The organism is Ruegeria sp. H4 (genome assembly GCF_056533065.1).
The window spans coordinates 891,215-906,238 of the sequence record NZ_JBQFOC010000002.1; the positions used below are offsets into that span (position 1 = coordinate 891,215).

Below are 15,024 nucleotides of genomic sequence, written 5' to 3' on the forward strand. Positions count from 1 at the left end.
GCTCGCAACTTTTGACACTCCCCCCTCTCGGTTTCAGCACAGAAAGGCGATGAAACTGTGTAACCTGTCCTAGCCGAGCTCTTGACCATTCGTCGCCGTGACCCATTCGAAGAATGCGAGGTAGCGAGCTGTGTCTTCGTCTTTCGGAAAGCGCGAAGGCAATAGGTAGTTCCCAGCTCTTCTCAGCAATTGCAGAAGCTCGACGTCGTCACCCGGCCAGTGGTTTTCGAACCAGAGCCTCCAACTCGCCAGAGCACCGCTCTCAAGATCGGAAATCAGGTGGCATGACATCGACCGATCAACCAGGCTGCTGTCTTTTATGTTCTTTCCTTGGTTCTTATAGGGGGTGACAGCCATGTCACCCTTGCGCGACAGCAATGTCACCTCTCGGGGTGATAGGCTGTCACCCCTGTTGTCACCCTTTAGGTCGGGCAGGCAGATCTGGTGCGCCCGGTCGGCATTCCGAACTTTGACCCGGCGTAGATACCCTGCCTGTTCCAGCATCTTGATGTATCGCTGCACGGTTCTCTTATCGACGCCCAGGCGCTTTGCGAGTGTTGCATTCTTCGGCCAACAGCGCCCCGTTTCCTTGTTCACAAAGCTATCACACAAACAGGTGGCCATTTGCTTTGCACCACGCGACAGGTTTGCATCTTCATTGACCCGCCTTTTCCATTCGAATCGCAACTTGCCAAACGCAGGGGTATTCTTGGGCTTTTCCATCTGCACCCACCTACACCCTGTTCTCTTCAATCCAGGAATGGATGTCCGCGAGCTTGTATCGGACCAGGCGGCCAACACGCACAAAACGCGGCCCACTACCCCGAAGCGCACTCAGCTCCAAAAATCGTTTAGATATCCCAAAACGCTCTTCAACTTCTGCTCTCGACAGAAGTCTTTCATCATAAGGTTTCATGTAACTGCTCCAATAGCGATCCCATTGCCTGGAGCATCACACAACCCAGCTTACGGCGCATTGGATTGGTTTGGATACTTTTGGAGCAGTTTGGACAGCTCTTCGTTTTTCGCCCATTTACCTTTCTGTTTCAGTGCAGAAGAGATTCCTTTTCTCAAACGCACAACCTTGGCCTCGGAGCTATGCCCTTTGATCTCATTGTCGTGTTTTGCCGCCACCTTCTCAGCCGCTCGATTCATCGAAAGCGCTAGATCAGAAAGACAAAGTTCGACGCCAATTAGAATGAATTTCTCATCGGCACGCCCGAACCCACGCTCGCGCTTGTAAGGTAGATTGTTGTTGTTCGACAGCAAAACACCCATCTCAGTCTTTGCCTGATTGATATCCCGAGACCCGCTATTGGCGCTTTCAGTGACACTCGGTACCTGCTCAGCGCCGATGAACATCCAGGTGCCCTGGCCCGGATATGGATCAGAATGTGGGTAGTTTTCTAGTCCGAGCTCACTTTCTGCTTTTTCGAAGCTGTGAAGATAGGTCGCCCTGTCGATTTCATAGTGACCTCCAGCTCCAAACCCCGTGCCGGGCATCATCGGAAGATATACGCCAACATCTGTTGGCATAAACCCAATCCAATGACCATGCGCGTGCCCGTCCTGCAAATGGCTCCAAAATATCTGGCGACATTCGTACTCTGCGCTCGCATAAGGCCGCAGGACTTGCGACAGATAGGCCTCGCTCAAGAACTCTCGATATGGGATAGGCAGACCCGGGCATAAATGCGCACCGCGATTTGCTGGCCGTTTGCTTCCGGGTTCGGGAGGCGAGTCGTATCGGCCTTCGAAGCTGCAGTCCTTCTCGCGCCATTTGAGAAACAGCCGCTGAGTGTGCTCCTGGTGGAGCTTTGCTGCTGCACCAACTTGGCCTTCAATCTCAGGGCGACACAGAGAGGCAAGACCTCTATGCCACTGCAAGCTCTGGTCATCCAACGCTGACGCCAAACGCCCATTCGGACAGATCCTGCGTATGACGTCTTGAAAGACCGCAAGATCGATCTTCGGATTATCCAACGCACATGCTGCATAGTCCCGTAAGATCTTATCAAACGGGCCTCGTTTGCGATTTGGCTTCCCGTCCAGGTCCGCTCGCAACGGTTTCATTGGGTCGATCTTTCTACCCTGTGACACGGAAGTGACCTCCCCTTGGCAATCAAATAGCTGTCCGATCACGCTCGCTGCGAACGCTCAGCTCGTCGCACACAGTTTCCATTGCGGGTCTGAGCGCGTCGAGGGATGGTTTCACATAGCGCTGTCCGGTGATCGAAAGTGGTGTGTGGTTCAGCAAACGGCCAACAATCTCTTCGAGTATCCCGGCCTCCATTGCGACTGTTGCAAAGGTTCGACGATGGGCGTGGCTGGACCATTGCATACGCTCAGGTCCCTTCAGATAACCCGTAGGTGATTTGGGTGACGGAAACACCCATTGCCGATGCAGGCCTCGCACGGGAGCCAGTATCTCGTGATGCACCTGTGAGATGGGAAGATCAAAGCTGCGTCCATTCTTGGTTATCGGCAAATGGATGTGATCTTCTTGGATCTGCTTCCATTCCAACGTCAACGCCTCGGTCTTGCGAAAGCCTGTGAACAAAAGCAGCTCGTAGAAGACTTTGTGAATGGGGTTGTAAAGATCGTCCACTGTTTGACGCCAGAGGCGTAGATCTTCGATGATCGCCCCTTCTGGCTTTTCTTCATACCATTCGATGGCCATCGTCGGGCTTTCCGGCAAATCGTGAATACGACGCGCATGGTTCCAGACGGTCCGAAAGTATTTCAGCGTATGATTTGCCGAAGATGGCGTTGCTGCCATGGATCTGTGACGCTCTACCACCATCGACTTGGTGATCTCATCCAGCGGTAGGCGCAGCCAATCTTTTAAATGCAGCTCAAACTGCTGGCGCACACCTGACCGGTGGGCCTCAGACCGAAGCTTGGGACGGGCCAGATAGGTTTCCATGGCTGTCTCAAGCGTCGGCGCTCCGATCTGAATACGCTTACCGGCCCCCCTGCCCCAGTCCAGCGCATATCCCAGTGCTGTCTGGCGTGCAGTATCTGCGGAAATCATCGGGTAGCGCCCGATCAACACCCGCCGCGTTTGACCCCCAACATCTTTCTGAAAGTACCAGGTCTTTGACTGTTTCCCGACGAAGAGAACTAGCCCCTTTATCTCGCCATCCCAGTGCTTGGCGGTACCCTGTTTTGTCTGCGGAACCTTGCGCGCGAACGTCTCTGTGAGCTTTGGCATTTTATCGGCTTTTTGTCGGAAATGGTAAGATACGAGCTGTTACCACATGATACGTGATGCAACATATTATTGAACTAAATGAAAGATATAGCAACTACACGATACTCAGTGAAATTGATCATCATTGCTTGGAAGGCTAAGGTCTTACCACTACACAACGCCCGCTCAAGTAAAGCATCACCTATTTCATGTGAATTTGGAGGTCAAGTGGAACCGCTCAAGAGACTGCAACAATCTGTACTACGTCTCATCTTCGATCTCACTGTCATAATTAAGCGTCAAAAGTCGCGAGATGCGCAAATCCATGATGATCCTGCGCAGCGGTTCGGACTTGCGATGCTTCTCCTCTTTCTTGACATCGCGCTGCGAGCTGCGGTTTGCGGCGAAAAAACTCGCAATCTCACGCCGAAACTCTAGCTCTTTCCCAGTGTCGATCGCGACCCGCTCTGCGAGACCAAGAGCATGCACGATGTCATCAGTGAGCTTGCCGGTCGCCTTAAGTTTGAGCAGCCGGTCCATCGCGGTTTTTGCTGGCCCCGACATTGCGTGCCGATTTGCTGAGCTTTTTGGCCTCGTCATATGCCTTTAAAGCCAGCCCCCTCCAGCTTGGCTGGCCATAACCCACTGAGGCACCCGATGCGACAAAGCCGATCACCCTGCCAATGCTGAGCGCACGGGACAGAGCCAGTTTTCCGCGTTCCTCAATATAGTTCTTGGTCAATTCTTCGGGATGATGAGGTCGTTTATAAGCCCAAATAAATTCACAAGAACCTCTTCGCCATGCAGAAGCCGGCTCACAAAAATAAGATCTCAAGAAACCTAAGCAGAGGCTATATAAACTTATCTGTCAACGAATTTGAGCGCTCTTCGCAGTTTCCATTGCATTTGGAGCTGAAAATCGCAATTCGCGCGGGCCCAATTTCGGTTCTGCGCCTCAGTCCGAGATCGGCTATTTCAAAAAGGTTTCACGAATGCCAATTGAAGCAGAAAGCTCGGCCGCTCAACACTGAAACCCAACCGTAAGTTTCCAGATCAAACCGGCCCAGAGCGGAAGTTAAACGCTGTCAGCGGAGCTGCACAGCAGCATCCGAAAGCAGAAGTTGGTAGACAAGAAGACGAAACCAAGCGCAGAGCTTTCAATTTGCGCGAAAGCTGACTGCCGCATTAAGCGCTCTATCGTAAGCAAACCCATTTCATGCTCCTGTAAACAGTGCCGTTCAATCTGACTTACTTCCAGAAAATCACGGCTGATTTGCCGCCCGAATAGCTTAAACGTTTGCTTCCAGATTCGGATGGTTCTGCACAAACGCTTCAAAGTACTCGGCAAACGTTCCGACGATCGGTGGGAGTTGTTCGTACGGGGGGTAGTACAACGTCAACCATAACGACGTAATAGACCAGCTTGGCATCACCTGCTCGACTTGCCCGCTGGCCAATCCCTTGTCAGTAATGAAATCCGGTAGAACACAAATGCCGTCTCCCGCGACCGCAAGAGCGTAGAGAAAGTCTCCATTGTTGGAGATTATCTTTTGGCCTGCTTGAATTGAAACGTTGCTACCTGCATTTGAGAAGTCCCAAGTTTCCGAGCGGCCTTGCGCGCTGTAAGACATCAGAAAGTCTGGGTTCAGATCGCGCGGATGATCAGGCCGGGGTATGCGTTCAAACAGAGACGGCGCAGCAATCATATGCCGCGGAACTTCGCACAGTTTGCGCCAAATTGTCGATTTGTCGGTCGGCGGGCCCGATACACGTACAGCGAGGTCGCAGTTTTCCTCGATCACATCGAGCAGGGTATCGGTGAAGTTGATTTCGACTGAAATATTCGGATAGGCGAGACGAAACCCCGAGATCACTTGCGGCAGCAACGTGACGCCTAGTGATACAGGCGCGGTCAGACGCAGATGGCCCTTGTAAGGTTGATTGGCCCTTTGAAGATTTCGTGTGACCTTTTCAAACCCCTCCAATAGCGGTCTGTACTGCGCCAGGACAGTTGCTCCGGCGCTTGTTAGTGAGACTTGCCTAGTCGTACGCACCAGAAGCTGTGTGCCAAGGTCTCTCTCAAGCTGCGCTATTATGCGTGTTGCTGATGCCGGCGCGATGCCCAGTTCGCGCGCTGCTAGGGAAAAGCTTTTCAGGTCTGATACGGCGCGCAGAACGCGGATGGGCTTAAGCTCGATCATGTCAGCTTAATAATTCCGTTTTCGACAATAATAAAGCCACATACTTATCTATTAACTTTAATAATAGATGCGCCATCTTTGATGCAAGTTGAACACTCGCCCAGGAGCGGAACATGATCAAAGATATCAAAGGGCTGCACCACGTCACATCGATGGCCGCAGACGCCAGCGCCAACAACGCTTTTTTCACCAACACACTTGGCATGCGCCGAGTGAAAAAGACGGTCAATTTCGATGCGCCTGAGGTGTATCACCTCTATTACGGGGACGAGGTTGGAACACCGGGCTCGGTCATGACCTATTTTCCTTTTGGTCAGATGCCAAAGGGACGCAGAGGGGCCGGTGAGGTAGGTGTGACCGAGTTTGCCATCCCTACAGGCGGTGTCGAATTCTGGAAACAACGTCTTGCATCTGAGGGCGTGACTGGGCTGGCCGATGGCACAGTCTTCGGAGAAAAGCGTCTGTCCTTTGACGGTCCCGATGGTGACAGCTTTGCATTGGTCGAGTCTGATGCGCGAGGCCGGACAGCCTGGACTCAGGGCGGTGTTCCCGATGAGGCCGCGATTCTTGGGTTCCGGGGCGCGCGGTTCGCTCTGAAGGATGTTGATGCGACGGGTGAACTGCTGACCTTCATGGGATACCAGAAGGCTGAAACTGAAGGTGACGTCACTCGCTATGTGATCGAAGGGGGCAATGCTGCGGACACGATCGATCTGCAGCAGCTATCGTCAAGTACCCCGACCGCTGGTCAGGGCGCTGGGTCCGTTCATCATATCGCTTTTGCCGTCGAGGACCGCGCCGCGCAACTGCGAGTTCGGCAGGCCTTGATGGATACAGGCTATCAGGTCACGCCGGTCATCGACCGTGACTATTTCTGGGCGATCTATTTCCGCACGCCGGGTGGGGTGCTGTTTGAGATCGCGACGAACGAGCCCGGTTTCGACCGCGATGAAGACACGGCCCATCTGGGTGAGGCGCTCAAGCTGCCCACTCGATACGAGCCACATCGCAGCAAGATCGAAAGTCTCCTGCCCCCACTTGCATCATGATTTCAGAGGTTGAAATGTCCAAAGATCTCTATCAGGCGCTTGTGCATGCGCCGCAACCCGCCCGTCCGCTGGTTTTTGCCTTTCATGGCACCGGAGGGGATGAGCATCAGCTTGTTGAACTGGCCAGCACTCTTGTCGCTGGCGCCGGGATCGTATCACCGCGCGGCGATGTCTCTGAGATGGGGGCCGCTCGATTCTTCCGCCGCACAGCCGAGGGTGTGTATGACATGGAGGACCTTGCCCGTGCGACGGACAAGATGATTGCGTTCATCGAAGCCCATCGCGCATCGCATCCCGGTCATCTGGTCTATGGCTTCGGCTATTCGAACGGGGCGAACATCCTGGCGGCGGTCTTTCTAAAACGCCCGGACCTGTTCGAGCGGGTCGGCCTTTTGCATCCGATGGTCACGTGGGAACCGAACGCAAATCCTAAGATGATGGGACGAAAGGTTCTTGTGACCGCCGGGCGACGCGACCCAATCACGCCATGGCCGATGACGGAACGCCTGATCAGTTGGCTTTCTGAACATGGTGCCGATGTCACTTCGGACGTCCATGAAGGCGGGCACGAGCTGCGAAACTCTGAACTGACGGCGCTAGCCTCCCACTTCAACGGGGATGTCGGCGCCGGGTGAAGGTTCACGCATTGCATTCAACGTAGACAAGACGGCGGCTTCTTTGCGCGCCCAGGACATGAACTCATGAACATGCTCTTCACGTTCCCGGCGCGGGTGGCAACATATGAAATAGCTGAACCCGGTTTCCACCACCGGGCCGAACGGGCAAACAAGCCGTCCATCCGAAAGTGCGGAATACGCCAGCAGCGACCCGCAGAGCGCGACACCCGCGCCTGCAATCGCCGCGTCCACAATCTGGCCACCCGGAGGTCTTTCGAACCGCATGGCTTTCGAAGGATCAACCGCATTCGGACGCCCGGCGTGTTGGCTCCAAAGAACCCAACTGGGAACCGACCCGTCCAGCATCGGCGTTGTATCATAAAGAACATGCGCGGCCTTGATGTCGTCAGGGGACTTTATGTCGAACGTATCCAGCACACCAGGGCTGGCGACCACCAGCATCAACTCGTGGTGAAGCAACTCTGTATACCGGTCCTCAGGCGGTTCACTGCTGTATCGAATTTCGATATCGGCGGTCGCGTGGGTTTTGTGGTCCGCAGGGTTTTCAGACTCAATGTGGACCTGAACGTCGGGGTGGTTCTTGGTGAACTTGTGCAGCCTCGGCAAAAGCCACTTGCTGATCAGCGCATTGCTGGAACTGATGCGCAGTTTGGGCGTCTTCTTGGGTCGGACCTCATCGACAACCTGACGGATCTGCAAGAACGCTTCGCTGATCGTTGGCTGCAAGCGTTGCCCTTCCGGTGTCAGATGGATCGCGCGGGTCTTTCGCACAAACAAAGCCACCCCAAGGTCGGCCTCCAGCGCCTTGATCTGTTGGCTAACCGCACCTGGTGTCACCGAAAGCTCATAGGCCGCTTCCTTGATCGAGCCGCGTCGCGCCGCGGCCTCAAAGGCGCGCAAACTTAGCAAGGAAGGCAATCGGGACAGCGGCATGTCAGCTTAGAAAAACAGTTTAGCCTATCTAATGCATAACCGCAGAACTTCTACTTTGTCGAGATCAAATTTACGCCCCACATCGAAGAACAACAGAACTTGGAACTGAGTGATATGATCAAGATCCACGAAAAAGCATCGCGGGGACGCACGCAAAACGGATGGCTGGACAGCTATCACACGTTTTCGTTCGGCCAGTTCCAAGACCCGTCGCGCATGGGGTTCGCCAATCTGCGCGTGATCAACGAAGACAGCCTGATCCCGGGTGGTGGTTTTGCTGCGCATGACCATGCGGATATGGATATCATTACACTGGTTCTGGATGGGCAACTGCGCCACGAGGATGATCAGGGCAATGTCACCAGTATCAGCGCAGGCGAAGTGCAGGGAATGTCTGCAGGCACCGGTGTGCGTCATTCCGAATACAACGGATCCACATCGGAGCCCGCAAAATTCCTGCAAATCTGGCTGATCCCGGATCAGGTGGGTGGTCAGCCTGCATACACACAAGCCTCGGTTCCGAACAAAGGGGATGTCCTGCTCGCTGGACCCGCCTCATTGCACCCCGTGATCCCGTTGAGATCAAGGGCGCGACTGACGCTTCGTCGGTTCACCGAAGGACAAGAACTTGCGCTTTCTGCAAATGGCGAAAGTGACCGCTTCGTTCATCTGCTGGATGGCCTTGCCAATGCCGAGCACGAATGTCTGAGCGCGGGTGACGGACTACAGGTTCCGCGATCCGAACAGTTCACTTTGCGGTGGCACACCGACGGGGCTGCGCTGGTTTTCGATATGCCAACCCCCTCGGCAAGGAAAGAACCCAAAACCCTCAAAGCCAGATCAATCGAAACAGAATTGCAAGGAGACCCGACGTGACTTGGCAACCATATCTCATATCGCTCGCAGCGGGCCTCGGGATTGGGGTCATCTATGGCCTGATCGCAGTCCGCAGTCCCGCCCCGCCAATCATCGCCCTGTTGGGTCTCTTGGGCATGCTCGCCGGAGAAGCTGCAGTGCAATGGATTCGGGGTCATTCCGACGCTGTGTCACAGGCCCTGCATCTGAAGTCTTTCGCCGTAACGCAGGCGGAAGAGACGACCCAACCCACCAAACCCGAAACCCTTTAACCCCATCAAAACTCAACAACGGAGAAGTCAAATGTCGAAACACGAGATGATCACACCTGAGAACGCGGCCCTTGTGCTGATCGACTTTCAGCCCGCGATGTTCCAGGGCGTCGAAAGCCATGATCGCCTGTCGGTGATGCACAACGTTCAAATCCTTGCCAAAGGCGCGAAACTGTTCGGTTTGCCGACCGTGATCTCAACCGTGGCGAAAGACAGCTTCTCGGGCCCGTTCATGCCTGAAGTGACCGATCTGTATCCGGATCAGGAAGTGATTGACCGGACATCGATCAACTCTTGGGTTGATGAGAATTTCCGCAAGGCAGTTGCTGCAACCGGTCGCAAAAAGATCGTGCTGGCAGGTCTGTGGACCGAGGCCTGTGTCATGTTCCCAACGCTCGACCTGCTGCGTGAAGGCTATGAAGTCTATATCCCGGCTGATGCGTGCGGCGACGTCACTCCCGAGGCCCACGAGCGCGCAATGGATCGTCTGGTTCAGGCGGGGGCGGTTCCGATGAACGCGCTACAGTTCGTCTTCGAGCTTCAGCAAGACTGGGCACGCGGCGAAACCTACGATGGCGTCATGGATATCCTGAAAACGCATACGCCATACGGTATCCAGGTTCGCTTCTCGAAGTGGGCTTTAGGTGAGCACGCCTCGGAAGCAGGTATCGCTGCAGAATAATCTGCCGCGCCACGCCCGCTCGGTCCCTTCATCCCTCCCCATGAAACCGAGCGGGAGACTTTCCAAACCTCCCTCAATCTGTGCCCCTCCGGTGGGCGCAGACCACTCCCGCTTTGCCAAAGGATCTGCACCATGGCCGCCCCAGACAAGATACTCTTCAACGGCAAGATCACGACAATGGATCCCGACAGGCCCGAAGCAACGGCCGTGGCGATTTCAAGGGATCAGATCACCGCCGTTGGAACGGACAAGGACATGCTTGGGCTTGCGGGCCTCGAAACCGAGACCATTGATCTGGGCGGTCAGCGTGTAGTTCCCGGTTTGATCGACAGCCATACGCACATCATCCGACAAGGCAACAACTTCGCCATGGAACTGCGTTGGGACCACGTTCCGTCGCTAGCTGACGGTCTGCGAATGCTAAAGGCTCAGGCAGAGCGTACGCCTGCCGGGCAATGGATCCGCGTGGTTGGCGGTTGGTCCGTCGATCAATTCGCCGAAAAGCGCCTGCCGACAATTGATGAGATCAATACGGTCGCACCGGATGTGCCTGTCTACGTGTTGCATCTTTATGATCGGGCGTGGCTGAACAAAGCCGCCCTGCGTGCAATCGGCATCGACAAACATTTCTACGAACCCTTTGTCTCGGGCCGTCTCGAGCGGGACAACCAAGGCAACCCGACAGGTCTTGCGATGGCGCGCCCGAATGCGCAACCGCTTTACGCATTGTTGGACATGGCGCCGAAGCTGGACTTCGAACAGCAGGTCACCTCGACCAAGCACTATTTCAAGGCGCTGAATGGTCTTGGATTGACCTCGGCTTTGGATTGCGCGGGTGGGTTCCTGAACTATCCAGATGATTACGGCGTCATCACCGAGTTGAACAAACGCGGCGAGCAAACCGTGCGCATCGGCTATCAGCTTTTTGCGCAGCGTCCGATGTTTGAGCTGGACGATTTCAAACGCTGGAATGACATCGTCAAGCCAGACGAAGGCAACGACTACCTGAAATGTGTGGGCGCGGGCGAGATGCTGGTTGCCTCAGCTTATGATTTCGAAGATTTCAGCTACCCGCGCCCCGATCTGCCCAAGCGAATGGAAGGGGACCTCAGGCCAGTACTCGAGTTCCTGTTCGAAAACCGCTGGCCGATCCGTTTCCATTGTACCTACGAGGAAAGCGCACACCGGTTGCTGAGCCTTATTGAAGAGGTCGGGCGCGACAAGGGGTTGGAAGAGTTGAACTGGATCTTCGATCACGGTGAGACGATCTCAGAATCCACCATGGAATGGGTTGCTCGCCTGGGCGGCGGTATCAGCTATCAGAACCGCATCGCGTTTCAGACCACAGCCTATCGTGATCGCTATGGTGAAGACGCCCTGCGCGAGGTCATGCCGGTCAAGAAGATGATGGCCTCGGGTGTGCCTCTGGCTGCTGGTACGGATGCGACGCGGGTGTCGTCGTACAATCCGTGGTTGGCTATTCATTGGGCCGTTTCTGGCAAGGGTCGTGGCGGAGACGTCATCTGGAGTGCGGCGAACCGTTTGGATCGCCACGACGCGCTGCGTCATTGGACCGCCGCCGGGGCTTGGTTCAGCCGGGAAGCGGACAAGAAAGGTCAGATCAAGGCAGGGCAATGGGCGGATATCGCCGTGCTCGACCGGGATTATTTCTCGATCGCCGAGGATGAGATCACCGAGATCGAGGCCGACCTGACACTTACAGGCGGCAAGATCGTGCATGCCAAGGCCCGTTTTGCGGCGCATGCGCCGGCCCCGCTGCCAGAGCTTCCAGATTGGTCACCCGTTCCGATTTTCGGTGCACCCGGTGCTATGACGCAAAGCCAAGGCAGCCTTGCCGCTGAATAGCGGCAAGACCTCAGGAGATTTCCCATGTTGGACGACCAAAAACTAAAAATCACCTACAGCGAAAGCGATACAAAAGCACGGTACGGCGCTTCGGTGTCCGGGATCGTGAGCGAGGCGGAACTGACGCTGTCAAAAGTCACGCCCAGCCTCGTTATCGCGGACCACACCTTTGTCCCGGAAGAGTTGCGTGGTCACGGCTTGGCGCGGACGTTGGTCGCGCAACTTGTGGCAGACGCGCGCGACAAGGGTCTCCGCATTGTGCCTCTTTGCCCGTTTGTACGGTCCTACGCTGAAAGAAACCGCGAGGAGTTGGCAGATGTCATCCAGTGGTAGCATCGCAAAACCTGCACCTGCGGCATCAAACTCGGCTTGGGCCCCGTTCAAACATCGGGCGTTTGCGCTTCTTTGGGTCGCGACCCTGATCTCCAACGTCGGCACGTGGATGCATGATGTGGGCGCTGGGTGGCTGATGACGACGCTCAACTCATCTCCGGCAGTTGTCTCACTCGTGCAGGCGGCAACTACCCTGCCAGTGTTCATCTTCGCCTTATACGCTGGTACGCTGGCGGATCGGTTGGATAAACGCAAGCTGTTGATCACGGTGAACGTGGTGCTTCTGGTGCTGGTGACGGTGCTCACCGTGCTGGTTCAGCTTGAACTGGTAACACCGACGCTGCTGATCCTGTTCACACTGGCCATCGGAACGGGCACCGCCTTCATGGCTCCGGCCTGGCAAGCGATCGTGCCAACTTTGGTGCCACGTGATGCGTTGCAACCAGCCATTGCGTTGAATTCAATGGGCATCAACATCAGCCGCGCGATCGGCCCTGCCTTGGCGGGCGTTTTGATTGCATCGGTCAGTTTGGCGGCGCCTTTTGCGGTCAACGCGGTCAGCTATCTCGTGATCATTGGCGCTCTGTTGTTGTGGAAGCATGACGGCGGTGTATCGAAGACATCTCAGCCCGTGTTCAACGCGATGATGACTGGCATGCGGCACGTCGCACATAACGGCCCACTCAAGGCAACGTTGATCCGGTCCTTTGCCTTCTTCATCTTTGCCTCTGCCTATTGGGCTTTGCTGCCGCTGGTCGTACGGACGATCGAAGGCGGCGGGGCGGCGCTGTATGGTTTGTTGCTGACTTTGATCGGTGCTGGGGCTGTTGTGGGCGCTTTGACCCTCCCGCAGTTCCGCGCGAGGCTTGATGCAAGCACGACAGCGGCAGGCGGCACCATCGGCACTGCCGTTGCCATGGCAATTCTCGCAACGGCGACAACCCCCCCACTAGCCTATATGGCTGCCCTGTTAGGTGGCTTTAGCTGGATTGCCGTTCTCACCACGTTCAATGTGTCTGCGCAGACCGCGCTGCCCAATTGGGTCAGGGCCCGAGGGTTGGCCGTAAATCTAATGGTCTTCTTCGGGTCAATGGCGTTTGGATCAGCGCTCTGGGGCCAAGTGGCAACGGCAACATCTGTTTCAGTCACCTTGCTGATGGCAGCAGGCGGTTTGATCGTCGGCTTGACCCTGACGCGCAATTTCCAGCTTGGTCAGGGCGAAGATCTGGACCTGACGCCCTCTATACATTGGCCCGCACCGCAAGTTGCCATTGAAGAGAACGGCTTGGCATCCCGCGGCCCTGTCATGGTCGAAGTTGAGTATCGGATTCGACCCGAGGACGAAGCTGCGTTCTTGTCCGCGATTCAGGAGTGGTCAGGCGAGCGTTGGCGCGACGGAGCCTATGACTGGCGCATTTTCCAAAGTGCAGAAGAGCCTGAGCTATGGGTCGAAGCCTTCATGGTTTCATCTTGGGAAGAACATCTGGCCCAGCATGAGCGTGTGTCACATCAGGATCGGGACCTTCAACAGACTGTCGCAGCCTTCGATATCCGTGAAAGCGGGCCCGTCGTTCGTCATCTGATCGCACCATGATGAGAGTATTTGAGATGCTATCGACATTGGTCATCACAAAACCCTTTCTTTCGACCACAGTCCTTGTGGCGCTGTTCTGGGCCCATGCACCTAAGCAGGCATCCGCGGGTGGTGCGGAGTTTGAAGGCCGTATCGAAGCAGTCGAACGGTCGGACGTCTATAGCCGGGCGGAGGGCATCGTCGAAGAAGTGCTGGTTGAGCAAGGCGAGTATGTCGAAGCGGGCGCGCCATTGCTGCAGCTACGAAACGATCTGGAAAGACTGGCGGTTGATGCTGCGAGTGCAGAGCTGGCCAAGGCCGATGCTCTGTTGCTTCAAGCCCGAGATAGGCTGGAACGCGCAGCCCAACTCTCAACGCGGGGAGCGGCGACAGAGGTTGCTTTGTTGGACGCTGAAACCAATCTGGCTTTGGCTAAGGCTGAAAGGACCTTGGCGGAAACCGAGTTGGAGATCGCACAAACCAACTACGACGACACCCACATACGTGCGCCGATCTCAGGACATGTGGAAGACCCACGTGTTGGACCGGGTTCGCTGGTTGAGTTCAATTCGGGCGACCCGCCCCTGTTTCAACTCGTAAATCTCAACCGCCTGCGCGTTGTGTTCGAGCTTCCCTATGCCCAATGGGTTTCAGGGCTGAACATGACTAACACGCGCTCAGAGGAGCTATCAAATTCCGGCCTGTTTCGTGTTGAGACGGAGATCGGTCAGGTTCTGCAGGATGCAATTGTGCTCACCGGATCGGCGGTTTGGTTCGATGAAAACAGCGGAAAAATTCGCGTGTGGGCAGATCTGGAAAATCCCGACCTAACAATACGACCGGGAATGAAAGTTCGTGTCGCGCCCATGGTCGACCCAGTCACCGGCGCCGAGCAAGACCACTCCATGGTCAGGCCATGACGAAATCCACTCCACAAGATCCCATTAACATCAGGCATCACAAGGACTGTTCCAAATGATCAAATTCGAATTGAACGGCCGACCCGTAGAGGTTGATAACCCCCCTGACGAAATGTTGCTGCTGGTCCTTCGAGATACGCTCAAACTCAAAGGTACGAAATACGGGTGCGGTGCTGCCATGTGTGGGGCCTGCACGGTGCATGTGGATGGTGTGGCGAGCTTCGCGTGTCAGATGTCAGTTAGCGACGTGGAGGGCGCGCAAGTCACGACGATCGAAGGATTGTCCGAAGACGGCTCGCATCCTGTTCAGAAGGCCTGGATCGAAGAGCAGGTTGCACAATGCGGCTATTGCCAGTCGGGCCAGATCATGCGCGCGGCAGCACTTCTGGCGGACAACCCATCCCCCACACGACAGGAAATCGTCGATGAGATGAGTTCGAATCTTTGTCGCTGCGGGACCTATAACCGCATTTTCAAAGCCATCGAACGCGCAGCCAAGGAGGTTTGAG

Annotated in this window: 17 protein-coding genes; 10 read left to right on the top strand and 7 right to left on the bottom strand. The window is 55.6% G+C overall.

From position 1 onward, the window contains the following. Positions 1–69: 69 nt before the first annotated feature. From ACR0KG_RS15990 to ACR0KG_RS16015, 6 genes are all read right to left on the bottom strand, one after another. Entirely contained in the window at positions 70–723 is a 654-nt protein-coding gene (locus ACR0KG_RS15990) for a helix-turn-helix domain-containing protein (RefSeq protein ID WP_480544796.1), read from the bottom strand. 243 nt (positions 724–966) lie between these two features. Then, a complete protein-coding gene (locus ACR0KG_RS15995) occupies positions 967–1,656 on the bottom strand; it encodes a hypothetical protein (RefSeq protein WP_480827828.1) in 690 nt (229 codons plus the stop codon). Between the two features lie 466 nt (positions 1,657–2,122). Continuing rightward, complete coding sequence (locus ACR0KG_RS16000; protein WP_480551655.1) at positions 2,123–3,214, bottom strand: tyrosine-type recombinase/integrase; 1,092 nt, start codon at positions 3,212–3,214, stop codon at positions 2,123–2,125. A 240-nt stretch (positions 3,215–3,454) separates the two neighbouring features. Then, positions 3,455–3,733 carry a hypothetical protein gene (locus tag ACR0KG_RS16005; protein WP_480540356.1) on the bottom strand — a complete coding sequence of 93 codons (279 nt, stop codon included), beginning with the start codon at positions 3,731–3,733 and terminating at the stop codon, positions 3,455–3,457. Then, positions 3,711–3,935, bottom strand: coding sequence for a hypothetical protein (locus ACR0KG_RS16010; protein WP_480540354.1), 225 nt, complete (start codon positions 3,933–3,935; stop codon positions 3,711–3,713). Before ACR0KG_RS16010 ends, ACR0KG_RS16005 begins: the two co-directional genes overlap by 23 nt. 547 nt (positions 3,936–4,482) lie before the next feature. Continuing rightward, positions 4,483–5,394, bottom strand: coding sequence for a LysR family transcriptional regulator (locus tag ACR0KG_RS16015; protein WP_480827829.1), 912 nt, complete (start codon positions 5,392–5,394; stop codon positions 4,483–4,485). Positions 5,395–5,507: 113 nt separating this feature from the next. Between ACR0KG_RS16015 and ACR0KG_RS16020 the strand changes: the two genes are divergently transcribed. Together ACR0KG_RS16020 and ACR0KG_RS16025 are read left to right on the top strand one after the other, a co-directional pair. Beyond that, positions 5,508–6,443 carry a VOC family protein gene (locus tag ACR0KG_RS16020; protein WP_480551651.1) on the top strand — a complete coding sequence of 312 codons (936 nt, stop codon included), beginning with the start codon at positions 5,508–5,510 and terminating at the stop codon, positions 6,441–6,443. Positions 6,444–6,457: 14 nt separating this feature from the next. Then, positions 6,458–7,078, top strand: coding sequence for an alpha/beta hydrolase (locus ACR0KG_RS16025; protein WP_480540348.1), 621 nt, complete (start codon positions 6,458–6,460; stop codon positions 7,076–7,078). Here the strand turns inward: ACR0KG_RS16025 and ACR0KG_RS16030 are convergent. Further along, positions 7,040–8,014, bottom strand: coding sequence for a LysR family transcriptional regulator (locus ACR0KG_RS16030; RefSeq protein ID WP_480551649.1), 975 nt, complete (start codon positions 8,012–8,014; stop codon positions 7,040–7,042). The two genes, ACR0KG_RS16025 and ACR0KG_RS16030, sit on opposite strands and share 39 nt — an antisense overlap. Positions 8,015–8,128: 114 nt before the next feature. Between ACR0KG_RS16030 and ACR0KG_RS16035 the strand changes: the two genes are divergently transcribed. The 8 genes from ACR0KG_RS16035 to ACR0KG_RS16070 all read left to right on the top strand — a co-directional run bounded on the left by ACR0KG_RS16035 (position 8,129) and on the right by ACR0KG_RS16070 (position 15,023). After that, positions 8,129–8,890, top strand: coding sequence for a pirin family protein (locus ACR0KG_RS16035; protein ID WP_480827830.1), 762 nt, complete (start codon positions 8,129–8,131; stop codon positions 8,888–8,890). Further along, a complete protein-coding gene (locus ACR0KG_RS16040) occupies positions 8,887–9,141 on the top strand; it encodes a DUF1427 family protein (RefSeq protein ID WP_480827831.1) in 255 nt (84 codons plus the stop codon). Before ACR0KG_RS16035 ends, ACR0KG_RS16040 begins: the two co-directional genes overlap by 4 nt. A gap of 31 nt (positions 9,142–9,172) precedes the next feature. Beyond that, positions 9,173–9,823, top strand: a complete 651-nt coding sequence (locus tag ACR0KG_RS16045; protein WP_475220598.1) for a hydrolase — start codon at positions 9,173–9,175, stop codon at positions 9,821–9,823. A 132-nt stretch (positions 9,824–9,955) separates the two neighbouring features. Continuing rightward, on the top strand, positions 9,956–11,689 hold the full coding sequence (locus ACR0KG_RS16050) for an amidohydrolase (RefSeq protein WP_480827832.1): 1,734 nt from the start codon (positions 9,956–9,958) through the stop codon (positions 11,687–11,689). 24 nt (positions 11,690–11,713) lie between these two features. Continuing rightward, the gene (locus tag ACR0KG_RS16055; RefSeq protein WP_480540338.1) at positions 11,714–12,022 is read left to right on the top strand and encodes a GNAT family N-acetyltransferase; all 309 of its coding nucleotides are present in this window, start codon (positions 11,714–11,716) and stop codon (positions 12,020–12,022) included. After that, positions 12,006–13,616 (top strand): MFS transporter, encoded by a 1,611-nt coding sequence (locus tag ACR0KG_RS16060; RefSeq protein WP_480827833.1) that lies wholly within the window; start codon positions 12,006–12,008, stop codon positions 13,614–13,616. The genes ACR0KG_RS16055 and ACR0KG_RS16060 overlap by 17 nt, the downstream gene beginning before the upstream one ends. Continuing rightward, on the top strand, positions 13,613–14,515 hold the full coding sequence (locus tag ACR0KG_RS16065) for an efflux RND transporter periplasmic adaptor subunit (protein WP_480827834.1): 903 nt from the start codon (positions 13,613–13,615) through the stop codon (positions 14,513–14,515). The genes ACR0KG_RS16060 and ACR0KG_RS16065 overlap by 4 nt, the downstream gene beginning before the upstream one ends. Positions 14,516–14,570: 55 nt before the next feature. Continuing rightward, positions 14,571–15,023: a (2Fe-2S)-binding protein gene (locus ACR0KG_RS16070; protein ID WP_480827835.1), complete on the top strand. Its 453-nt coding sequence runs from the start codon at positions 14,571–14,573 to the stop codon at positions 15,021–15,023. The last annotated feature ends 1 nt before the right edge of the window (position 15,024 follow it).